General features: G+C 32.8%; 19 protein-coding genes and 2 pseudogenes. All 21 read left to right on the top strand.

What is annotated here, in order from left to right; all coding sequences use genetic code 11:
• The first annotated feature begins 7 nt into the window (after positions 1-7).
• The 21 genes and pseudogenes from dut to MHI34_RS18480 all read left to right on the top strand — a co-directional run bounded on the left by dut (position 8) and on the right by MHI34_RS18480 (position 24,337).
• Positions 8-445 (top strand): dUTP diphosphatase, encoded by a 438-nt coding sequence (gene dut, locus MHI34_RS18580; RefSeq protein ID WP_330493306.1) that lies wholly within the window; start codon positions 8-10, stop codon positions 443-445.
• Between the two features lie 380 nt (positions 446-825).
• Positions 826-2,283 carry a M1 family metallopeptidase gene (locus tag MHI34_RS18575; RefSeq protein WP_342503775.1) on the top strand — a complete coding sequence of 486 codons (1,458 nt, stop codon included), beginning with the start codon at positions 826-828 and terminating at the stop codon, positions 2,281-2,283.
• A 202-nt stretch (positions 2,284-2,485) separates the two neighbouring features.
• Positions 2,486-3,160: a copper amine oxidase N-terminal domain-containing protein gene (locus MHI34_RS18570; protein ID WP_101966664.1), complete on the top strand. Its 675-nt coding sequence runs from the start codon at positions 2,486-2,488 to the stop codon at positions 3,158-3,160.
• A gap of 519 nt (positions 3,161-3,679) precedes the next feature.
• Positions 3,680-4,804 carry an ABC transporter gene (locus MHI34_RS18565; RefSeq protein ID WP_342503774.1) on the top strand — a complete coding sequence of 375 codons (1,125 nt, stop codon included), beginning with the start codon at positions 3,680-3,682 and terminating at the stop codon, positions 4,802-4,804.
• Between the two features lie 16 nt (positions 4,805-4,820).
• Complete coding sequence (locus MHI34_RS18560; RefSeq protein ID WP_342503773.1) at positions 4,821-6,032, top strand: ABC transporter permease; 1,212 nt, start codon at positions 4,821-4,823, stop codon at positions 6,030-6,032.
• An 11-nt stretch (positions 6,033-6,043) separates the two neighbouring features.
• Positions 6,044-6,970: an ABC transporter ATP-binding protein gene (locus MHI34_RS18555; RefSeq protein WP_342503772.1), complete on the top strand. Its 927-nt coding sequence runs from the start codon at positions 6,044-6,046 to the stop codon at positions 6,968-6,970.
• Between the two features lie 258 nt (positions 6,971-7,228).
• Positions 7,229-7,735, top strand: coding sequence for a MepB family protein (locus MHI34_RS18550; RefSeq protein ID WP_342503771.1), 507 nt, complete (start codon positions 7,229-7,231; stop codon positions 7,733-7,735).
• 262 nt (positions 7,736-7,997) lie between these two features.
• Positions 7,998-8,594, top strand: a complete 597-nt coding sequence (locus MHI34_RS18545) for a hypothetical protein (protein ID WP_342503770.1) — start codon at positions 7,998-8,000, stop codon at positions 8,592-8,594.
• 193 nt (positions 8,595-8,787) lie between these two features.
• Positions 8,788-9,114: a hypothetical protein gene (locus MHI34_RS18540; RefSeq protein WP_036126277.1), complete on the top strand. Its 327-nt coding sequence runs from the start codon at positions 8,788-8,790 to the stop codon at positions 9,112-9,114.
• Positions 9,099-9,398 carry a hypothetical protein gene (locus MHI34_RS18535; RefSeq protein WP_058844398.1) on the top strand — a complete coding sequence of 100 codons (300 nt, stop codon included), beginning with the start codon at positions 9,099-9,101 and terminating at the stop codon, positions 9,396-9,398. The genes MHI34_RS18540 and MHI34_RS18535 overlap by 16 nt, the downstream gene beginning before the upstream one ends.
• Before the next feature lie 381 nt (positions 9,399-9,779).
• The gene (locus MHI34_RS18530) at positions 9,780-11,240 is read left to right on the top strand and encodes a serine hydrolase domain-containing protein (protein ID WP_058844397.1); all 1,461 of its coding nucleotides are present in this window, start codon (positions 9,780-9,782) and stop codon (positions 11,238-11,240) included.
• A 325-nt stretch (positions 11,241-11,565) separates the two neighbouring features.
• Positions 11,566-12,916, top strand: a pseudogene (locus MHI34_RS18525) (IS1182-like element ISBsp5 family transposase).
• A 464-nt stretch (positions 12,917-13,380) separates the two neighbouring features.
• Positions 13,381-13,919 (top strand): annotated as a pseudogene (locus MHI34_RS18520) (GntR family transcriptional regulator).
• Positions 13,920-13,940: 21 nt separating this feature from the next.
• On the top strand, positions 13,941-14,789 hold the full coding sequence (gene accD / locus MHI34_RS18515; RefSeq protein ID WP_340811133.1) for an acetyl-CoA carboxylase, carboxyltransferase subunit beta: 849 nt from the start codon (positions 13,941-13,943) through the stop codon (positions 14,787-14,789).
• A complete protein-coding gene (locus MHI34_RS18510) occupies positions 14,782-15,738 on the top strand; it encodes an acetyl-CoA carboxylase carboxyltransferase subunit alpha (protein ID WP_036126268.1) in 957 nt (318 codons plus the stop codon). Before accD ends, MHI34_RS18510 begins: the two co-directional genes overlap by 8 nt.
• Positions 15,739-16,279: 541 nt before the next feature.
• Positions 16,280-16,936 carry a TnsA endonuclease N-terminal domain-containing protein gene (locus tag MHI34_RS18505; RefSeq protein ID WP_342503769.1) on the top strand — a complete coding sequence of 219 codons (657 nt, stop codon included), beginning with the start codon at positions 16,280-16,282 and terminating at the stop codon, positions 16,934-16,936.
• Positions 16,920-18,824, top strand: a complete 1,905-nt coding sequence (locus MHI34_RS18500) for a hypothetical protein (RefSeq protein WP_342503768.1) — start codon at positions 16,920-16,922, stop codon at positions 18,822-18,824. The genes MHI34_RS18505 and MHI34_RS18500 overlap by 17 nt, the downstream gene beginning before the upstream one ends.
• 18 nt (positions 18,825-18,842) lie before the next feature.
• Complete coding sequence (locus MHI34_RS18495; protein ID WP_342503767.1) at positions 18,843-19,835, top strand: ATP-binding protein; 993 nt, start codon at positions 18,843-18,845, stop codon at positions 19,833-19,835.
• Positions 19,836-19,841: 6 nt separating this feature from the next.
• Complete coding sequence (locus tag MHI34_RS18490) at positions 19,842-21,227, top strand: hypothetical protein (RefSeq protein WP_342503766.1); 1,386 nt, start codon at positions 19,842-19,844, stop codon at positions 21,225-21,227.
• Between the two features lie 522 nt (positions 21,228-21,749).
• Positions 21,750-23,336: a TOPRIM nucleotidyl transferase/hydrolase domain-containing protein gene (locus MHI34_RS18485; protein WP_342503765.1), complete on the top strand. Its 1,587-nt coding sequence runs from the start codon at positions 21,750-21,752 to the stop codon at positions 23,334-23,336.
• Positions 23,321-24,337 carry a hypothetical protein gene (locus tag MHI34_RS18480; protein WP_342503764.1) on the top strand — a complete coding sequence of 339 codons (1,017 nt, stop codon included), beginning with the start codon at positions 23,321-23,323 and terminating at the stop codon, positions 24,335-24,337. Before MHI34_RS18485 ends, MHI34_RS18480 begins: the two co-directional genes overlap by 16 nt.
• The last annotated feature ends 50 nt before the right edge of the window (positions 24,338-24,387 follow it).

The raw sequence follows: 24,387 nt of genomic DNA, 5'->3' as shown, positions 1-24,387 counted from the left end.
GAGAACAATGAACGTAGAAGTAAAAATCAAAAGAGTACACGCGGATGCAATACTACCAATGCAAGCCAATCCTGGTGATGCGGGCATGGATCTCTACTCCATTGAAGCAGTAGAAATACCAGCAGGCGTAGCCAAACTTATTAAAACAGGTATACAGATTGAATTACCTAAAGGAACGGAAGCCCAAATTCGACCAAGAAGTGGACTAGCATTAAAGCATAGTGTAACCGTACTGAATAGCCCAGGCACAATTGATGAAGGCTACAGAGGGGAAATCGGCGTTATTTTAATCAACCACGGCCAAGAACCGTTTATCGTCGAAAAATCTATGCGTATCGCCCAAATGGTCATTCAATTTGTTCCATCCATTCAATTAGTAGAAGTAGATGAATTATCACAAACGATCCGAGGAACATCTGGATTTGGAGCAAGTGGTACTAAATAGAATTGATTAGTTTAAAAAGATGACAAAGAAATCCTGTGTGTATATACATGCAGGATTTTTTTGTTGTCAGTAAGGATAGTCTGTTTAAAGCTTAGCAGAGCTACACATGAAAGCAATGGACATTAAAAAAGATGACGTCGGTTACTTACCAAAGTCATCCCATTACGGCATAATCAACAACTACATCTAAAAATATAAACAGCTTTTAATTTTCATCTGTCTACCTAATAGGCAGCATATCACCACGAATATGTGCTCTTCTTTCTTTGTTCATCTTAGTAATTAACTAGATTCCAGATGAAAGATCGAAAGTATATGGTTTAAATTGGGATAATAATATAAAATTTATATATATACCATTTTTATTGTAGCTAATAGTGTTGGGATTGGGGGCGGAAGTTATAAAGAAGAAATTATGGAGTACAGGTTTATTACTAGTATGTATTTTTCTCGTTGCTTGTGAGTTCAATCAACAGGAAGGGAAAGAAGCGTCTACTATTGCTCAAAAGGTGAATACAGAAGAATTTATACCAAAGGCGATAAGCCCTGGTAATTTTAGTGAATATGATATGGCACTTAAGATGGATAATGACGGGAAATTTCAGCTAGAATCAACCGTTGTCGTTAAAAACCTCTCTACCGATGATTGGGAACAATTGATATTTTATTTTATACCTAATATGTTTACAAAAGCTGTCTCACCCGAACTGGAGCATCCATCGACCATTGCGTTCCATAACATTACCATTGATGGAAAAACGGCAGCTTACACCCTTGAAAAAGATTCACTCAACATTCAGCTTCAGGAAAAATTGAAACCTCATCAAGAAATGAAAGTTTATTTTTCCTATGAGTTCACTCTGCCTGAAGAGGGCTTAAGATTTACGAAGAGTAATGGTAATTATCATTTAGCTCAATTTTATCCGATGCTTGCCACATATAGAAACCATCAATGGAACAAAGAAGATTATCGTTTTAGAGGAGAGACGTATCATACTACATTCAGCAATTTCAAATTAACCTATGACATTCCTCAGGAGTACACGTTGGTGTCTTCATTTGATCAAGAGGCATTTCCAAGCCCAAACAAAGGGTTACTTGAAGTTGAGAACGTGAAGGAAATATTTGTTGCTCTAGTAAAAGATCCAATACTAGTGGAAAAAGACGAAGACATCGCCATTAGAGTATTTGGATTTGAGGAAAATAAAAAGGAACTATATCAAGAAATAGCAGACGAGGCTTCAGCTGTCATAAATTATTTTGAAGAAATAATGGGGCCGTATCCTCTCAAACAACTAGATATTATCATAGATGGAATGGGCATGGAGTACCCAGGAATTGTAACAGCCCATACGATTTACAACAGTGGTCCTAGTAGTTCTGAGCAGATTAAAAGTACAGTGGTTCATGAAATTGCCCATCAATGGTTTTACGGGGTCATTACCAATGATCCTTTTCATCATGCCTGGTTAGATGAAGGCTTCGCGGTATTTGCTACAAATCTATTCAACTTTAAAAAATTGAATCTGAGCAAACCCTATACGATTTACAGCATTGATCCAGACCTAGTGCTTCCAGTCAATTTACCACTTGATCAATACCAATCTGATATGAGTGCATATGTCTATGGAAAATCGCCTGCAATGCTCTTGAATTTATTTGATGATAATGAAGAAATCAAAGACATTGAACAATTTTTAAAAAGTTATTATCAATTTTATAACTATAAAGAAATCGATTCCACAGAATTCGCGCGATTCACAAAATACTATTTTGATTTAAAGGACGATTCTATATTTGAGGGATGGTTAGATCTAGATAACATTAAAAATGAATGATTTAGCAATAGGTTCTCCACGAAAGAAAAGGGATATTGTGCAAGCAGTATCTCTTTTTTTATGTTCAAAATATATCAGCTTCACGATCAGGATTTAACCACCTTTTAGAGAAAAAAACATAAATTGAAAATTAAGTATTCTCTTAACGCTAATAATAAACTATACTTACAATTAATTATAGTTATAGAACAGGAGAATTGTCATGCTAAAACGGTTATTTTTTGTAAGTTTTGTATTTTATCTATGCTCTTTGATTTATGTAGAGGATAGTAGCTATGTCCATGCAATTAACAAAGATGTAATATTTTTTGATAGTGGTACTGCTATAAATGGTAGGACGATGTTACCAATGAGAAATATATTTGAATCATTAGATGCAACTGTTGCCTGGGATTCCTCAACCCAAACCATAACAGCAAGTAAAGGGAATACAACTATTCAATTAAAGGTAAATTCGTATAAAGCAATTGTTAATGGGAAGGAGACTTTTCTAGACAACCCACCTACCATTATGAACTCAACTACAATGGTACCCGTAAGGTTTGTTAGTGAGTCTTTAAAACTACCTGTTGAATGGGATTCAACACTAAGAGTAGTTAATATAATCACAGAAGGGAAAAATATTTTTATTTATGTTAATGATCCTACAATAAATACAGATAAGAATTCTAAAATTAATAACTATAATCAATTGGTTGATTTACATAATAACCTTTTATTTGTACTACAAAATTTGGAATATGAAAAATCGTTGTATCCTAATTATTCACAAGATTACCGTAATATACTAGAGAAACAGTTAACATTGTCTAAGCTAAAATTAAAGGTAATGCAAAGAATGGAAGTAATATTAACGGAAATTATAAGACAAGGATAGACAGACAATTATTCAATCAAACGGATCCTCAACTGACATAAAAGAAGGGTTGAGCATTTGGCTTTGTTGTTAGGTATGTAATGAAACGTTAGAAGTTTATAAGGGGAAACTAACTCTCCATTCGCTGGCTATGAATTTTAACGCTAATTTGTTAGATTGAAGTGTGATAAGAATTCATTTTGATTAACCATTTCTGCAAAATGGACTCAATAAAGAGCATAGACTTATCAATGATTTGAGTGAAGAATGCAGCTATTTCTTAGTCATTGATTCAACTTAAAGTAAGAACTAATTATTAGCGAATATTACATTGGAAAGGCTACTTTAATATAAAATCCATGAAATTTTTTGACCATTTGAGGACTGTAAATAACAGTCCTCTTCTTTTTGTCGCTTACACGCGTACCAAACTTGAATAATGGTAAGAAGTTTTAAAAGTTAAAAAAATTTAAAAATTGAAAAAATATCCACAATATCTTATCATAGTAATGTAAAAGCTTACATTGAGAAGGGAGGCGGATGCCGGTGTTACGTGCATTAAAAGTAGGACTAGTAATTGAGCGAGCCAATCGGAAAAATTTAGTTGCGTTAGTCGCTGTTGCCATTATCGTTTTCGGCTTTATGTTTTATTTAAAGGCACAGGCCGTTGGTAATCAAATCGTTGAAAAAAAGGGTGACTATTATTCCATCCAGGCTGTACTGTCAAAATTTCAAGTGAAAGATGCTTCAGAATCAGGGGATGGCAGCGATTTATATAAAAATTTAACTAAACAAAAAAGCAAAATTGCTTTACAAATAGCAACATTAACAATGGATAGACAATCTATGTATTATGAGGCTTCACTTCAACTCGCTAAATTAAGGCAAGAGGCATTCGAATTAGAAGGATACGAAAATATTGCCGAGTTGTTACCCTCTAAATTACAAAATTCGATGGACTACCTTTATTTTAAATGGATGATAGATGAGGGAAAGGATACACGATCTGATCTATTTCAATACATACCGTTTTTATTATTTTTATTTAGTCACGTAGGTGCAGGCTGGTACATATTTATTAGCTTCCATACGAGTTCTATCTTACTGGATGACTTTGAGCATTCTAGTTTAATTCAAGGCTTTCCTGTGCGGTTTGATACCTATATTTTATCTAAATGTCTTATTTCTTTGTTATCCATAGTGACTAGTATTTTACTCATTTTTATTTGCGCAAGTCCGTTATGGATACTAAATGGACTTGGTAACCCACTAGAGCCTGTCGGGATTTATCTAGGAAATGCCACATTAATATCTACGCTTCAATATATCGCCATAAGTGTTGGCTATATGTTCGTCATTTCAATTTTTGTCATGCTGTTGTCGATTATTTTAAATGTGCTACTGAAAAATATGTATTTAACACTATTTGTACACTTTATTGTATTCTTTTTACCGATGATTTTTCCATCTCTTATTAGTTTATTCCCCTATAATCCTTTTAATTTCATGAATTTTAATGATATTTTACGAGGGGTACCGGTAGATTTAGCAGAGCCTGTTGCTATTACGATGAATCTAGGCTTAATCATCCTATGTTTAAGTATTATTTTAATGTTGTTTGTAATTAAAACATTCTTCTCAACAGGAAAAATCAATAGGGCATAGGGGAGGGAAAATAAGCATGTGGAGTTATTTTAAATTTGAATTCAAGCAATTTTTTTTGAATAAGAAAAACTTAGCAATCTACTTTTTACTTGCTTTTGCAACCTTTTTTTATGTATTTAAAATAGCACCAGCTTACGATCCGATTGAAAGTGTAGACTCTGAGGAGATTGAGGCGCGCTATTTAACACGTCAGGAATTTTTAGATCATATGGAAGGAAGAAAATTACATGGTCTGCATCCTGCCGTTATTTTTGCTATTGAAATATTTAGCGAGATTAACCCTATAGATAAAGCAAGATTAGATGCATTAGAAAAGGGCAATTTAAAAAAATATGCAGATTTAACGCGTGATTGGTACTACTTTACCAATGCGATTACCTATAAAAGTGATTCATTTTCATATAACTCAAAGTATTTTATAAAAAATAATGAGTATGCAGAAGATGATGCCTTTTATGCTTATTTAGAGCATGCAGTCCGTTATGATGCATATTCGAAAGCAGATTATGAATTATCAACGGAAATATTTGAACAACGCACGGCACTACAAACGCTCGAACGCTTATTAAAGGGTATACTGCCCATTATATTGATTGTCTGTGTGCTACTTTTAGCAATTGATATGGTTGCCAAAGATAGACGCCATCCATCCATTTTGAAGGGGTTTCCGATTAATGATTGGAAAAAGCTCCTGGTGAAAATGGTCGTTGTGCTACTAGGTAGTGCCGTATTATTTATACCACTTATTGTTGGCTTCTTTATTGTAGGACTACAATCTGGCTTTGGGAATTTCCATTTGCCCTCTCCAGTATATGCGCCGCATCTCGACTGGCGTATGGAAGGTAAATTTGAAATGATGACATTAGGTACGTTTTTAGGACAATCGCTGGCTTTGCTTTTTACCTGGTTCATCGTCATCATCAGCGTTGTACTATTATGCAGTATGCTATTCCGCAATGAGATGGTCAATTTCGCTGTTGGCATACTCCTTATTTTTGGTGAAAATTTTTATTTCAGCCGTTACGTTGGCTTTTTCTGGGACGTTCAAAATTATCCAACATCCTATATTCAAGTCGGACAAATTATTTCAAAACAGCGGAATTTTTATTATATGAATGAACATTTAGATTTTATATTAGGATTACAGCTATTACTTGGATTAGCTGTTATGGGTCTGTTTTTCATCATACTGATTGCAACGAACAGGCGATATAAGCTAATTAAATAGGGGTGGTAAAGATGATTGATATTCAAAATATTACCGTGCAATTTGGGGACATGAACGTGTTAAATAATATTTCCATGACATTTGAGCAAGGCGAAATGATTGGGCTTGTTGCACCAAATGGAACGGGAAAATCTACATTTATGAATGTCTTGATGAATTATGTGAAACCGATAAATGGCAAGATCGTTTTTAAAGATGGACTATGCTACTCAACTAAACAAAATGAAGTGAAAATCCATACATTCGTGTCAATGATGCCAGACCAAAGTGACTTGTATAATCATTTAAGCGGGCGAGAGCATTTAAAAATGTTTGCTACGATGTGGAAATCGGATTTAAAACTGATTGACGAAACAATCGAAGCATTAAATATGGGGCATTATGTGAATAAAAAGACAGGTACCTATTCTCTTGGGATGCGCCAGCGTCTATGCTTTGCCATGCAAATTGTTACAAATACAGACATTATGATGATGGACGAAGTGATGAATGGGCTTGATCCAAATAATGTGGAAATTATTTCGAAAATATTATTAAAGAAAAAGGCGGAAGGGAAAATTATTATTATTGCCTCCCATTTACTTGATAATTTAGAGAAATATGCAGACCGAATTTTCTTATTTAACGAGGGAAAACTAATAGATACCAATCAAATAATCGAAGATTTTAGTCAAGCACATATTAAAACGATTCGCATAAAAAATATGGAAAGTAATACGAAAAAACAGCTTCATGAGCTATATCCAAATATCAAACTTCAAACACTGACAAATGACATGACACTCATCCATTTACCAAGTTCTGAAGCCAGCTTATTAAGTTCACTCACATCTTTTTTAGTTGAGAGAAACGTAGTAGATTTTGCTTTTGGAAAGGTTACATTAAATGATTTGTATGCAATGTATTATCACGAAGAAAGCAATGTGACAGCTAGTTAAAGGGGAACAATCACTTTTATTGTTATAATTAGTTCTTGCTGTAAAATATAATGATTATTTACGGAGCTGCTTTTGACTTACTCTAGTTTCCAAAAACATAGTATTTACTACCTTTTCAGTTAAGATTACATCCTCAGATAATTATTTGTTGTTTGGTCATCATTGTAAAATAATGTGAGACATACGATTGAAAAATTACGGTGACAGGTCCACAGGTGATATACTGGTATATCTTAGTATAAGAAAAGGGGTAAAACTATGAATAAATTTAATAAGACATTAGCATATATAAATGAATTACTTTATGAACCTAATAATTTAACAATAAAAGATATCCATGAAGAAACTCAAAACTCAGATTATGGGGCTGGGCTATTTCAGTTAAATTCTAAATCGGTTAGATTTAGAGTCGCAAAAATAACACCTAACAAAATAGGACAGTTTGTTTCCTTTTGGGAAAAGGATGAAACTAATAAAAACCAAGCATTCTCATATGATAATGCCACTGATTTATTGGTAATAAACACTTTTAATGATAATGGTGATTTTGGCCAATTTGTTTTTCCAAAAAAAGTTCTTTTAAAACAAAACATCCTTAAAACCGTTAATACAAAGGGTAAAATGGCAATTAGAGTTTATCCTAGTTGGGATACTCCCACTAGTCAACAAGCGCTAGCAACACAAAAATGGCAATTACCTTATTTTATTAAAATTGACCATGCTAGTAGTTCAATACACGAGCTATTAAAATTATATTCCAACTAATTTTCTTAAACAAATGAATAAGCAACAGATTTATTACAGAAATTGCGCTATTCATATTTACTGAACAGTTTGAGGGAAGCAATAAATAAGGTATCAACTACTGATTACGATTATCAAGATTTTGAAAAGGATCTATTTAAAATAAGAGCCTTTCTACGATAAGCAAACACAGGGACGATTATTCAATTAACGCAGTCTCTTCTTATATTACCAGGGCAGTTTAGTTATTCTTTAATATTACGTGAAGCAAGGATGTGATTGCATGTTTCAAGATGGATTTCCCAAACATTTAAATGAGGATGTGACGACAGTGGTTGGAATGATTCCTCATAAAACTTATAATCATGTCACGATTGCTGTGTCTGAGGATACTATCCACTATTTTCAAAATAATACCGTGATTAGATTTCCTTATCGTACCTACTACATTGATGGTTCAGATGAAGTTATAGAAAAACTAAGTCTACAACAAAAAATGATTTTGCATTGTATATATTCAAGAAGTTGTAATGGGTTTGTCCGTCAAAAGCATATTTATTCGTTGCTACAGATGGATTACGAAGACTGGGCTATTCCTTACATCGTCAAAATATGTGATGAATATGTCGTAGAGATAATAGAATTAGCCTATGCTATTTTAAAAGAGCAGGATACAGAACGGATTAAGAAATTTTGTCTTGAAAATATTGTGCCATTTTGCAAAAGCTATAATCGAATGATTAGCTATTGGAACGAATTTTACCGATATAGATACAATCATTTTCAAACATACATTGGCAGGAAGTTATTTAGAGATTGTTTTGGTTACTCTAAATCAATGGAGCGCAGGGCAAAGAGAATTGTGGAGCACTTAACCTAAAGTAACTGGGGCTTTAATTGAATAAGACTCATTTCATTTTACGAACGGGCCAGATTGTTGAGGAACATTTTCAACAAAATTGATATTATTGTTGAACTATCGAGTAAGGTTGTGAAGATTATTACTTAAACTAACGGCTCAGGATAGTTAAAGTATATTTAGGGCACGTTACTTCAAAAAAGGAGTAATCTAAATGAAAAACCCATTCTTAATTAGTTCATTTGTGTTTATATTTTTGTTCAGCTTTTCTATGTATTTAGGAAGTCCAGTTTATTCACAAACTACACCTTCAGATAAAAATGAGTATTTACATCCTGCAAATAAGGAAAAAGTTATTGATGAAACTGTAGATGAATTTTATCTGGCATTAAGAGACCTAAAATATCCTATACATCAGGAGGTTTTTCAAAGATATAAGCAGAAGTCAAAGCAACAGCAAAGGCATTTGGATACTGCTCTTTTTAAAGAAATGCCTGATGCATCTGTAAATGTTAGAAAAAAATATTGTTCAATGAGGTAGAAAAATTAAATTATATTACTTTTGATGGAAATAATCTTCGTACCTACCCTAATATAGATATTAACTACCATCAGACCGTTAGCCCCGATAGGCAAGTTTATTTCTTTTATTCCTTTAAAGACACTGAAAAAGAATTTAAAGGTAATTATGCAATTTATGATGTGGAAACAAAAGAAATGGTGGCAGGTGGAAGTACTTATATGCCAAAGCTCAATCTTACAATGAACACTTATGATAAAGAAAGTTTAGAGAAAGTTGCAAAAGGGATGTATTCGTCTAGTTGAACTAACTGTAGCGATAGTGCAACTTCCTATAAGCAATTTTAGACATACTTTAGTTATTTCATTAAAGGCGCAATTCTGCAGCAAGAATTGTGCTTTGTGTAGAATTGAAATAAAGTTGCGATGTTTTAAAAAAAGATACGATGTTTATAAATTATCAAGACCTAATTTTAAAAAAGATAGAAAAATTAAAGGGTTCTACATATTAGATATGACTAATATGTAGAACCCTTTCTTCTTTTACTAAAGCACCCGTTAGTTTAAGTGTAACTCTTCACAATTACTTGATATTATATAGTTAAGTAGAAATATAAATTAGAATTTAGTTTATAGTTATAAAAATAAGTTTTTTATACTCTTATAATTCTTCAAAAAGGAGAGTTTATGAAAAAGACTATTGTTTTTGTATTAACGATACTTATATTATTCTCGGGATTCGCAACACAAAGTTATGCGTTGTCAGATTCGAAATCTGTGGCAATACAAGCGTTGCTAGATGATGCCTCTCGTACATCAGGTGTGCCTGGAATGTCAATCTCAATACTTGCTAATGATGAAGTGTTCTACTTTTCTTCTGGGTATGCAGATCTTGAAAAGGGGTTGTCTGCAAGTGAAAATACACTCTATGAGTTGGCCTCGGTGAGTAAAGCTTTTACTGGTATGGGGATTCTGCTATTGGAAGAGCAAGGGCTGCTATCAATGACTGACCCTATCCAAAAATATTTACCTTGGTTTACGTTAAAGTATCAAGGTAAACCTGTTGATATGCAAAGCCTTACACTAAATAACTTCCTTCACCATACCAGCGGCTTAACAAATATTAGACATACTCAAAATATTCCACAAGGCAATACGCCTGATATGTTGCAAAAGACTGTGGAAACGCTGGTAGATGCTGAATTGGCGTTCTCTCCCGGTGAACAATATAACTATGGAACCGTTAATTATGACGTATTGGGTTTGGTTATTGAGATTGTATCACGACAAAGCTATGAAGACTTTATGAGGGAACAGGTATTTCTACCCTTAGGTCTTCACCAGACGTATGTTTATAAAGAAGATGCTCAAGCCACTGGACAGTTAGCACAGGGCTACCGTTCTTCCTTTTTCATAACAACTCCATTTAACGCTCCGGATTATGCTGGGAATAAACCTGCCGGCTATATCATTTCTAATACAAAAGATATGGCGCGTTGGATGGGCATACAGATGGGTATCGTGCAGGACATACCCGAAATATTTCACAGGGTTATCGAAAAATCACATAGGGGTGATATGTCTGTTTCGGCTGTCAACGATATGTATTATGCGGCAGGTTGGTCGGTAAACGCCGAACAAACGTTTATAGAACACACTGGGGGTAATCCGAATTTTAGAACCGAAGTAGCCATACTGCCAAATGAACGAACAGCCATCTGCTTACTGAGCAACGGCGCAAATACCAATATAAACCTGGTACTAAAAGTTAAAGATATATTAGACGGCAATCTAACTCAGTCATATGAGATAAGCGGCACACAGCTTTTGGACATCATTTTGTCGTCTACCACAATTATTCTTTGCCTATTGGCCGTTCTGTTATTTCTCTTAGGATTAAGAAAAAGGAAAACGAATGAGCAGCAGCCAATTACAAAAAAGAGAACAATCGTAACAATTATTTTCCTAATCGCTACGATTGCCCAGTGTATAATGTTTTTTGCCTTCGATTGGTCAACGATACTTATTTGGCAAACATATAGTGTTCTTACAGCTTTGATTTCGTCAACATTATTAACAGCAAGCATTACTTGGTATATACTCACCGATAAGATGCCTCGCTCCGAAAATAAGTATAATGTTAAGTAATTAAATTCCACTTTATCAATATTCTTAATTAAAAAAACATAAGACACCTCGGTGTCTTCTCAGACTGTAGACAAACTCGATGAATTTTGAGTTTGCCTACAGTCTTTTTTCTTTTACAATGAAATAAAGTAAAGCCGTTGATTTCCACTACGGGCGGACGCTTTCCGCGGGCGGGGTCGAGCTGCTTCCCTCGCTTCGCTCAGTCCAGGATCTCGACTTTCCCGCTTTTCCCGCAGGAGTCGCCGCCCTTCGTTCCAATCAACTTCTACATAAAGAATTCCTTATTCATTTATTGATAAAAAGTAAACTTTTGAGGTGATCAACCATGATGACGAAGAATCAAACCAATGAACGTGAACAATTAGAAATGTTAACGATTGATCAATTAGTTCCCAACGATCATTTAGTGCGAAAACTAGAGGCTGCTATTGACTTTTCATTTATCTATCCTTTAGTAGAACATCTCTATTCACCTAATGGGCGTCCAAGTATTGATCCTGTTGTTCTCTTTAAAATGACGTTTATTCAATATGTTTTTGGCATTCGCTCCATGCGTCAAACGATCAAAGAAATTGAAACGAATATGGCGTATCGTTGGTTTTTAGGATTTGGCTTCCATACAGAAGTCCCGCATTTCTCTACCTTCGGTAAAAATTATGTCCGTCGCTTTCAAGACACTGATATATTTGAACAGATATTCTATCGTATTTTAAAAGAGATTATGCATCAAGGACTCCTCCATGCAGACCATCTATTTATTGATTCTACGCATGTGAAAGCGAGTGCCAATAAACGGAAGTATGATAAAAAGGTCGTGCGAAAAGAAACACGGGCTTATGAAGAAAAACTTCAATTAGAGTTAAATATGGATCGTGAAGAACACGGAAAAAAAGCCCTTTCCCCCGGAGAAGTTTGAAAAGGAAGAATGGAAAGAAATAAAGGAAAGCACGACAGATCCTGAAAGTGGGTATTACGTGAAGGATGAACGTACGAAACAGTTTGCATATTCCTTTCATGCAGCCACAGATGAAAAGGGCTTTGTCTTAGGTGCCATTGTGACTCCGGGAAATGTGCACGATAGCCATGTATTACAGCCACTTGTGGAAAGGGTCATTCAAAATGTTCAAAAACCAATCGCTGTTGCGGCAGATGCAGCCTATAAAACACCAGCGATTACGAACTTTTTGTTAGAGAATCAAATGTTGCCTGTTCTTCCGTATACACGTCCTAAAACGAAAGATGGATTCTTCCGAAAGCACGAGTATACATATGACGAGCACTATAATTGTTATCTTTGCCCACAAGGGCAGATATTGAAGTATGCGACAACGACGAAGGAAGGATATCGCCAATATAAATCGAATCCTTTGATTTGTGCGAAGTGTCCAAGCCTTTCCCAATGTACAGAAAGTAAGCATCATCAAAAACTCATTCAACGCCATATTTGGGAGTCGTATGTGGAGGAAGCTGAACATTTACGCCATTCCTATGACATCAAACAAATTTATGCAAAGCGCAAAGAAACGATTGAGCGTGTCTTTGCCGATGCAAAAGAAAAGCATGGTATGCGATGGACAACCTTAAGAGGTCTAAAAAAATTGTCCATGCAGGCGATGCTTACTTTTGCTGCCATGAATTTGAAGAAACTGGCTACTTGGACGTGGCAAGTAGCTTAAGAGAGCAACTAAGCTCGAAGAGTATGTTGAATTTGGTAGTATATTACCAAATGTTAAAAATAAAATAGGAAGAAAAATGACAAAAACCATCGAGAGTGAACTTCTCGATGGGCTTTTGTCTACAGTCTGGAAACTGCATAAATTTTTATGCAGTTTTTTCTTTACTTTCAAATAATTATTTTGTAAGATAAAGCCAACTTCAAAAGTGGCCAGACCACTTTTGAATTCATTCAGTAAGAGACGCCATCATCTGAAGGTGGTGGATTTTGTTTCTTTTTAGTAGGTACCCAAACACCTATTGAATGAAGATAAAGCCTTTGGATGCATTGTTTATCTGCGCGAAAGGAAAGCGACAGCAATAATTATTCCAAGGCAAATAGATTGACCGAGGAGTTGATCGTATGGATAAAAAAACCGAACAAAAGAAAGTGTTTTTAGATATCGTCCAATAATTACGACAACTTATTAAAATAGAAAAAACACAGGCTGGTGAAAAGTCACCTTCCGAAAGAGTCTTTTCAGAACGTCTAGGTGTCAGGCGATCCTCTGAGAGAGAGGCATTGCGAAGTTTAGAGTTATTAGGTCTTATTGAAACGAGACATGGGGAAGGTATGTTTCTAGCTTCTACATAAAAGCATCAGCTCGTAGAAATATTGTCGATGTTTATATTAGAAGACATGAAAAGGAAGCCATTCGCATTATAAGTTGTACAGAAACTCTGCAAACACTACCAGTGTGGGGCAGTTTTTTTGTAAAGCTAGAGATAGAAAATACGATTAATTGTCGGGATGTTTTACGAGAAATAATCATCACGTCAGGAAATCGTCTTTCACTAAAAGTCTAGTTTCAGTTAGCAGTTTATGCTGATGACCGTTTAAATCGAAACTCAACAGAAGAAGAAAAATTAATCATTCAAACTATGTTGAAATCGATGCAGCTTGGCTATGAAAAAGAAGCATTAAAAGCTTACCAACAGTGGATGAATGCTGAACAAGGCATTTAGACAACAAAGGGGGAGTAAAACATGGTAATACGTAGCTTATTTAGTAAAAAGAAAGAGGACGGACAGGAAAAGGGATTTCCAGAAGGACTTATGACAAAATGTCCAGAATGCCGTCACATTCAGTTAACAAAGGAATTAGAAAAAAATCATAAAGTGTGTACAAAATGCGACCATCATTTCAAAATGACTGCACAGGAGCGCGTAGCATATTTCTTAGATGAAGGTTCATTTGTTTCAATGGATGATCATTTACAAACAAGTAATCCACTTAATTTCCCTGATTATGTAGAAAAAATTTCAGTGGCTAAACAACAAACGGGATTAAGCGAAGCTGTACTGACTGGGTTAGGAACTCTTGATGGAGAAGAAATTGTTGTAGCCATTATGGATTCTCATTTCCGTATGGGCTCAATGGGCTCCGTTGTAGGAGAAAAAATCACACGTGCCGTTGAAAAAGCTATTGAATTACGTGTACCGGTTATTATCTTTACTGCTAGTGGTGGAGCGCGCATGCAAGAAGGTATTCTATCATTAATGCAAATGGTAAAAACGAGTGTGGCATTAAAACGTCATAGTGAAGAAGGACTATTATTTATTTCGATCATGACGCACCCTACATACGGTGGCGTTTCAGCAAGCTTTGCTTCTGTTGGAGATATTAATATTGCTGAACCACAAGCATTGATTGGCTTTGCTGGTCGCCGTGTCATTGAAGAAACATTAAGAGAAAAATTACCAAATGATTTCCAAAAATCAGAGTTTTTACTAGCACATGGTCAGCTTGATGCAATTTTCCATAGGAAGGATTTACGAAACCAAGTAGCAATACTTGTAAAAATGCATACAAAAGGCGGTGTGCAACATGTCTAAAAATTTAGCTTTTGAAGAACCAGTAGTACAATTACGAGAAAAAATTGATGAATTAAAAACGATTGCTACAGAGGCAAATGTAGACATGACAGGCGAAATCGAAAAGCTTGAAACACGTCTAACACAGCTAGAACAATCTATTTATGCCAATATGAAGCCATGGGATCGTGTACAGGTTGCTAGACATCCAGAACGACCAACAACTTTACAATATATAGAAGCTATGTGTGAAAACTTTATTGAGTTACATGGAGATCGTACATTTGGTGATGATGCAGCTATTCTTGGAGGAATTGCTCTCTTTGAAGGACAGCCCGTAACAATTGTTGGACATCAGCGCGGAAAATCAACTAAAGAAAATATTAGACGAAATTTTGGTATGCCACACCCTGAAGGATATCGTAAGGCATTACGCTTAATGAAGCAAGCTGAGAAATTTAAGCGCCCAATTATTTGTTTTATTGATACAAAAGGAGCCTATCCGGGTAAGGCAGCCGAGGAACGCGGCCCAAGTGAAGCCATTGCTAGAACTCTCTCTGAAATGGCCATTCTAACAGTACCAGTTATTAGTATTGTTATTGGGGAAGGCGGAAGTGGAGGTGCCATTGCATTAGGGGTAGCTAATCGCGTCTTTATGTTAGAGAACTCAACGTATTCGGTTATCTCGCCTGAAGGGGCTGCATCGATCTTATGGCGAGATGGTAGCCTAGGGAAGCAAGCTGCAGAAGCAATGCGGATAACAGCACCTGACTTAAAAGAGCTTGACGTTATTGATGGAATAATCCCTGAAATAACGGGTGGAGCACACCGCAATGTTGTGAAGCAAGCATTTTATATAAAAGAATGTATAAGCGTCACACTAAAAGCATTGAATTCCCTAAATGGCGAACAATTAATTGAAGATCGCTATGAGAAATTCAGAAAGATTGGACAATATACAGAAGCTTAAATTCATTTTTAGGTTTTTGGACATGTGAATTTGTTCGTAAAGAGAGAAAAATTGTTTCTTAGATAAATTAATATCCCAATGATGGAAGAAAAAAGAGTTGTATTTTGTAATATAGTTTGAGAAAAATAATTTCGCATTTAAATAAAACCCACGCATTTTGATAAAAGTTTGATCAAAATGCGTGGGTTTCTTCTATAAAATCAACGTTTGCAACAAACTTTTAATCAAACTTTATTCCAAACCAACATGAGCTAATATCGATTCTATTTAGAAAATCGTGAATTATTTTCAAAAGTTTAGACTTTGATGTCTATGTACAAGTCATTTGTAAAAGGACACCAAAGTCTAAACTACATAAAACCAATAAAATAAACATATTTGATGATTTAGTTTAGACTTTACTGTCCAGAAAATTAGACAGTAAAGTCTAAACTTTTTAATTTTGAAGACATCTAAATATAAACTACTCGTATTTTTGGACATTAAAGTTTAAACTATTTATAATATTGAAAATATTATGGATTACGAAGGAGTGGTTCATGTGTATAAACCTCTTGTAACGAATATTTCCAATAAGTATGGAAATAATCGTTGGAAATCAAAAAGCCTTAAAATAGATAGAGAAGTATTTCTTTATAGCGATTTGGAATATGATAATTGGTTGACAGTGGAATGTAATCCATCTATCGTCAACTTTTGCGAACAACCATTTCTAATTAAAATTCCCTACAATAATACTATCAGAACTTCTATACCGGATATGTGGATTCTTTATGATAATGGTGATGAAGAAATAGTCGAAGTTAAATACTCTAATGATTTAACTAAGAATAAAGTAAAAGAGCAAATAGAGATTCAACAGTTATGGGCTACAAAAAATTGTATTAGACATAGAATAGTAACTGAAAGAGAAGTTCGTGAAAACCGTTTACTTTTATCAAACTATAAGTCTCTATTAAGCATTTTAAAAAATGTTGATATAAAGGAACTCGTTGCATTAGATGGTTACCTAGATATTATAAAAGCTAAAGAACGACTGGAAATTTCCGAATTTTCAGATTTACTTAAAGTAGATAATACTGTTGTCCTAAAAAATATCGCTTTTTTATTGTATAGGGGACAAATAAACGCGAACTTAGATACATGTTATTTTGGAACTAAATTGGAGGTGTCACAGATCAATGGGGAAATACTCTAATAAATATCAAAGCATAAGTAAATCAGATATTTTAGAGTGGCCAAGTGTACTAGAAGATAGTCTTACTGCTAAACAGAAAGAAGTCTACATTAATCGAAAACAAGCTGTTGTTGCGTATATTGAACGAAACGAAACGATTGATAATATTTGTTCAAGGTATGGAATTAAAAAATCTGAAGTCTATAGATTACTTAAGAGATGTTTAGAAACACATACGGATGGTCGATTATTCGGTTTCAGAGCACTAATTCCATACATGAGAGTTCAAACAACTATTAATGCACCTTTCGAACAATTATTAGAAGAACACCCTAGTCTTAAAGACCAAATTGAAAAAGATTTCTTAAACGCATATAAAAAGGGTGAGGTAAGGGAAAGAAATTTAAGCACTAAAACTATTCATCAAAGGTTTATGAGAAATTGTATTAAACTAGGTATTGGACTTAATCAGTATCCATTAAATACACAAACGAAAGCTTATAAATCTGTTGAACGCTATTTAAAATCTCTGTCAAATAAACATTTTGTTGCTGTAGCAGCTCGTTCCGGTGAAGAATCGAAAATGTTAGCTAAAAATACTGGTGCGAATTTCACAGAATTTCAAGCACAAACGCCAATTCGTCCTTATGAAAAAGTAGAATTTGATGGACATAAAATAGATGTTGCATTATCTATAAAATATACAACACCTGCAGGAGATGAAATAGTTGATACCTTAAATAGAATTTGGATTTTATCAATAATAGATGTTGCTACCCGTTGTATATTAGGCTATCACTTATGTCTAAATAAAGAATATTCTTCGGACGATGTTTTAATGTGCATTAGGAATGCTATAAAACCATGGAAACCAAAAGAACTTACTATACCCAACTTAAAATATAGTGAAAGTTCAGGTTTCCCCTCATATCTTGTACATGAAGCTGCATATGGAATTTGGGATGAATTTTGCTATGACAATGCGAAAGCGAATTTAGCTAAAATTGTACAAGATCAACTAAATAATTTTATAGGTTGTTCAATTAATATGGGACCAGTTGCTACTCCGATTAGTCGACCTCACATTGAAAGGTTTTTTAGAACTCTTGAACAAAACGGTTTTCAACGTATGGTGTCTACTACTGGTAATAATCCTAAAGATCCTAAAAAGTTAAAAAATAATGAAAAAATTGCAGTTAAATATAATATATCCGTAGAACATATTGAGGAACTAGTGGATGTACTGATTGCGGAATACAACACTACACCTCATTTTGGATTATCCAATATAACACCTTTAGAAGCCCTAAAACAGCGAATAGAACGTGGGATGAATATTAACACCTTATCTGAGTCTAAAAGGGATGAATTTTTGTTTTTTACGACAAAAATACAGCGTGTCATTCGTGGCGATGTTAATGGGGGGAGAAGGGCGTTTATAAATTATGAGGGGGTTAGATATACAAATGATATTCTAGCAAACAGCACGTATTTAATTGGTAAGAAAATAACGATTTTAGTAAATATAGATGACATTAGATTTATCAAAGCGTTTTTAGAAGATGGAAGTGAACTAGGTAAGTTGTCAGCAATCGGAAAGTGGGGAATCAGAGCACATAGTCTTCGAGATCGAAAATCCATAAATAAATTGCATAAATCTAATAATATTCAGATACCTCATAATGAAGACCCTATTGATATTTATCATCAATATCTAAGCTCAAAAGCGAAATCCAAAGACGGTCGTAATAAGTTAATTGGATTTGAAAAGAATCAAGAGAGTAAGAGATTACGTTATACACAAAACGATGAAATTAAAAATAAGGAAAGCTCTAAAGAAACAGATAACAAAAGTGAAAACAATCATAACAAACCAAAAAAGAAACTACGTAGAACCTTACAGACATAATACAATGGGGTGAGAAACTTGGATAGTAATTCAAATATATATTCTAAACCTATAATTTCTGTTAATACACATCCGATTACAAATGGTGATTATTATCTTGCAACAAACGAAATAAGTAGGCTATATGAATACATTACAAAATGGATTAGAAATCGATTACCTGGAGCAATTGTTTATGGATACCCTCGTATGGGGAAAACTCGAGCTGTAAATTATGTAAAAACTATTCTATTTGAAGAACTTGGACCTAGTTTTCCGATACACCATATAACTTGTCGCACTAGAAAAAATCCTAATGAGAATTTCTTTTTTGAGGATTTGTTAGTAGGAATCCAACATGAATTGGCTTTAGTAAGTAACAAAGCCAATGTTAAGCGTAGTAGACTTTTGAATTCATTAGTGGAACAAGCTGAAGTAGCTGCTACAAACAAAGTTATTTTTTTCTTAGATGATGCTCAAAATCTATTTGAAATAGAATATAAATGGTTGATGGACTTGTATAATGAATTGGCTTTATATAATATTCAATTAATTACATTTTTAATTGGACAAAAAGAATTGATGTATCAGCGTACTGCTTACCGAGATGGCGGTAAATATCAAATTGTTGGTAGATTTATGTCCCAAGATTATGAATTTAAAGGGCTGCAAGATTTGGAAGATATTGAAGACTGTTTAAGTGGCTATGATGAATATTCTGAATACCCAGCCAATAGTGGTTGGTCATATACAAGATTTTACTTTCCTCAAGCATTTTCTGCTGGATTCCGTCTATCCCAACTCGCGCCAATTATTTGGGAAGTAGTTAGTGATTTAAGACGTAAAAACCAACTTAAAAGTACATTAGATATACCAATGCAGTACTTTGTTTTATTAATTGAAAACATTTTATTACAATATGGGGCTGATTCAGGGGCAGAGTTTGATATAGAACATATTTCAAAAGAACAAATAGAGAATCTTTGGTTAGATACTGGCTATATAGAATGGGAAATTCACGGAAGAAACTAGAATGGGGTGAATTTTATTTTAAATTTAACATGGAATTCCGAGTGGATACAAACCAATGAATCTTTATGGGGGATGGTTGAAAAATTCAAATTTGCAAATGTAATTAATGGAAAGGAGTTTTTTGAGTATTTTGCCATTCAACCAAACACTATATTTGCAAACCCAGATACTCCAAAAGGAACATTTATAGGGTCATCATATCTAACAAAGGAAAAAATACTTGAAACTTTTAATATAGATTTTGATAGGTATTTAGATGACTATATTTCAACAGTAGGAATATTAAATTTTAATTTACCAACTTTACATTCTGAGTTATTTTTCTGTAAACGGTGTATTGTAAAAGGGTTTCACAGTATGTATCATCAAACGACAATAATAAAGAATTGCCCATACCACCCAACTGAAGTTTTAACAAATAAATGCCCTAATTGTAATAGTGTCTTTAGAAAATTTAATTTAGGTTATAAGGAAGATGCATTTTGTTGCAAAAATTGCAAAAAGAATATTTTAAATGAAGTGCAATTTCATATAATTTCTTCGAAATGGAAAACTAAGTTTATCATTTATGATCAGCTTATTAAAAGGTTAAATGCAAAAATTCCAAATGATAAAGAATTATATTTTGTTTTCCCTACCAAATTCGATAGAGAACATATAAAAAAGATAAAAAATACATGGATAACTCATTTATTAGATAACTTAACTTTCAAAAGTTTTGTCCCTACTTCATATAATAATCAAAGCAGTTTTCAGTTACAATATCCTCAAAGAGGAAATACAAACAATAGTTATTATTTACGGAAGCTAATTGCTGAAGATAAAGAATATGACCTTGGATCACCTAGATACCTAAGGGAACATTTTATAAAAGTAAGGTTAAATTTAGAACTATTTAAGCAATCTAAAGCAATTATGAAATCTGTTGAAAGATTTATATTGAAACAGCTAGATAAAAAGACCCGCGCTGAAATCAAAAAAGCATACAATAAATATGGTTATGATTCTTCTCAGAACATCACAGGTCCATTTATTGAATGGAAAAATAATTGTTATGGGGATTGGCTGTTTAATGTTAAATTAGGTCGAACTTACCCTTCTTTCAACTTTAAGAGTTACGATTATTATACTCAAATATTTCCTTATTTCCATTATAAAGATAAATTTCAATCCGATTTTCAATATTTCTATAGAAAGGTGAATTCTTATAGTTTATTAACGAATATTTTTAGTAAATTGTTATTTAGTTATCTTTATGCAAGTTTTCTAGAACATTATAATGATTATTCTGAGCATCATATCTTAATTAATCCATGTGTGTTTATTATTACAGAGAAGGAAGGTACAGTGAAAAATATTAAATTTATTTGTGATTACCCAATAATTAGATGAAAATTTTTAGTTGTAATTTCCAAGATTTATTCCTTTTATTTATACAACCTTTTTGTTTTATATTAGGAAATTATGTCTCTTGTTTATGGATTATACGATTGATAAAGGCGGTTGCCGTATAAAACGTTGAGAAATGGAAAGACGAAACTGACTTTGTTTAGATATTATCTGAATTTTTTATATGAAGATTAATTTCAAACAAGCTAGGTTTTTAACCCTGCTTGTATTTTTTTTGATGGTTTTCATATGTATTGGTTAATTTGCGATATCTACACCTATACTAAAACTCTTGATTTAGTTTAAAATACATTATTTTTTTGATATTTGTGTATAAAAGAAGGGTTTTTTAAAAGGTTTTCTGATGAGCTAATATTGATTCTATTTAGAAAATATGAATTAAAGCCTAAAATATACAAACTGTAGAATTATAATAATTCTACTATATTGGTTTATTTTGTATTTCTGATGGTTTATTATTAAAATAAAATCAACTAACTATTTACCTATAATGGAGTGATAAAATTGATTCAACAAATTCGATTACATAATTTTAAAAAATTTAAAGAAACTACAATCCAATTTAATAATGGTAGGAATATTTTAATTGGAGAAAACGGGGTTGGAAAATCTTCAATATTGTTAGCCATTACTTGTGTTCTAAGTGGTAGTTATTCAATGATAGAGAAATTAGGGCTACATACTCTTTTTAATGTTGAAGCTATAAATGAATTTATGAATGGCGAAAAGGGATATAACAATTTGCCGATTATTGAAGTTGAATTGTTTATAAGTGATGACGTTATTAATCATGAAATAAATGGTAAGAAAAACTCTGCTAAGGTTGAAAAAAATGGTTTAAAAATGCTGATATGTCCTAATGAGGAGTATTCTGAATTAATCAAGGAATCCTTAAAAATCACAAATATTTTTCCTTTTGAATATTACCATGTCGAATTTAATACCTTCTCAGATCGTTCATATAATAGCTACAGAAAGTATCCAGATTATATAAAATATTCATATCTTGATAGTTCAAAAGTCAATTCAAATTATGCAATGAAGGATTATATTAATCGTATATATGAAAGTAAAACAGATCGAACTTTAAGACAAAAGATTAATAATAGATATAGAGATACAACACAACAATTTTCAGATAATCTTTACTCAGAATTTGCTCTAGAAATTACAGATGATTTAAAAATTAAATTGGATACACAAGGTGAAACTAGCTTTCAAGAAAACATTACAGTAGAAAAATCTGGTATTTCCATCCAAAACTTAGGGCAAGGTGAAAAAATTTTTATAAATACTGAATTTTTACTCTCTAATAGCTCTGAAGATTCTAGAATAATACTAATTGAAGAACCCGAAAATCATTTAAGTTACCTTAATATGCATAAATTAATCGACAAAATTATTGCTACAGGTGATAAAAAGCAGACATTTATTGCAACACATAGCAATATGATTGTATCTAAATTGGATTTACAAAATGCAATATTTTTTAGTGAAAATGCAATTACCAAATTAGATGAAATTAAATTAGAAACAGCCAAATTTTTTGAAAAAGCTCCAGACAATAATGCTTTGAATTTCATTTTATCAAGACGAGCTATTTTAGTTGAAGGAGATGCTGAATATATATTAATGAATGAATTTTATAAACATCTAAATAATAATGAACCATATAATGATGATATAACTATAGTTTCTTGTGGAGGTAAGACATTTAAAAGATATCTAGAAATTGCCAAAATCTTAAATAAAAAAGTTGTTATTATCACAGATAACGACCATGACTATACTAAAAATATTATCGAGAGCTATATGGATTATGTCTCAGAGTATGTAAAAGTTCTCGCAGATAGTAATAACTCCTTGCATACTTTTGAAGTTTGTTTGTATGAAAATAATAAGTCTTTTATAGATACTTATCTAGCAAATGCATATATGACTACAGGTGTTCAAAATTATATGTTAAAAAATAAGGCTGAATCAGCTTTCCGACTATTATGCTTGTTTACCAGTGAAGATCCTGAAACAAGTTTAGATAAATTTAAAATACCTACTTATATTGAGGAAGCGATAAAATGGATATCGGAATAAATAATAATAGAATTCTTAATGCTGTAGCAGGTTCTGGTAAAACAAGTTATATAATTGAACAATTAAATGATAGTAAGCGAAGTTTAATTATTACATATACAAATGCTAATCAAGAAAATTTAAAGGAAAAGGTTATTAATAAATTTGGATTTTTTCCACCTAATATATGTGTATATGGATATTTTGAATTTTTATTTAAATTCATTATTAAACCATTATGTCCATACACTGTAAAGGAAATATGTTTTGAAAATCCTGAAAATTTTAGAAACCCTAATCCATTCACAAAGGATAAATATATGATTTATTCAAATAGAATGGCTAAATATATATTAGATGATTTATCGGATTATAAACAAAGGATAGACAGATATTTTGATGAAGTTTTTATTGATGAAATGCAAGACTTATCTTCTGATGATTTTAAATGGATGTTATCCTTAGCAGATTTGAAAATTCCTGTTACTTTAGTAGGCGATTTTTATCAATCAACATTTGCATCTAGTAGACGTGGAAATCATCTTAAAGATTTGTACAAAGATTTCGCACTCTATAAAAAGATTAGCGAAGATGCAGGATTTTATTTTGACACCTCAACCCTAATTACCAGTCATAGATGTACTATAACTATTTGTAATTTTATCAAACAAAAACTAGGGATAGATATTGAGTCAGCCAATGGTAAAATTTCTGAGATAAGACTTATTAGAGACTCTGAAGAAATTATACAAATTCTTGAAAATAACAAAATAAAAAAACTCTTTTATCAGGGTTCAAAAAAATATAATGTAAATGGAGATAACTGGGGCAATTCCAAAGGCATGACCTTTAATGATGTGTGTATAGTTTTAAATGATACGACTTTTAAAAAATATAAAGAAAATGAATTAAATGATTTAGCACCTCAAACAAAATCTAAGTTCTATGTAGCATGTACTAGATCTAGTGGGGATTTATGGTTTATAAAAGAGAAAGATATTCCCTTTGATTATATTATTTAAAATTCCTATTTATGAATATTTCAAAACTAATAACGGAAGTCAACTATTTT

Source organism: Lysinibacillus sp. FSL L8-0126, assembly GCF_038630385.1.
Taxonomy (GTDB): Bacteria; Bacillota; Bacilli; order Bacillales_A; family Planococcaceae; genus Lysinibacillus; species Lysinibacillus fusiformis_D.
This window is presented reverse-complemented; position numbering and strand designations above follow the sequence as displayed.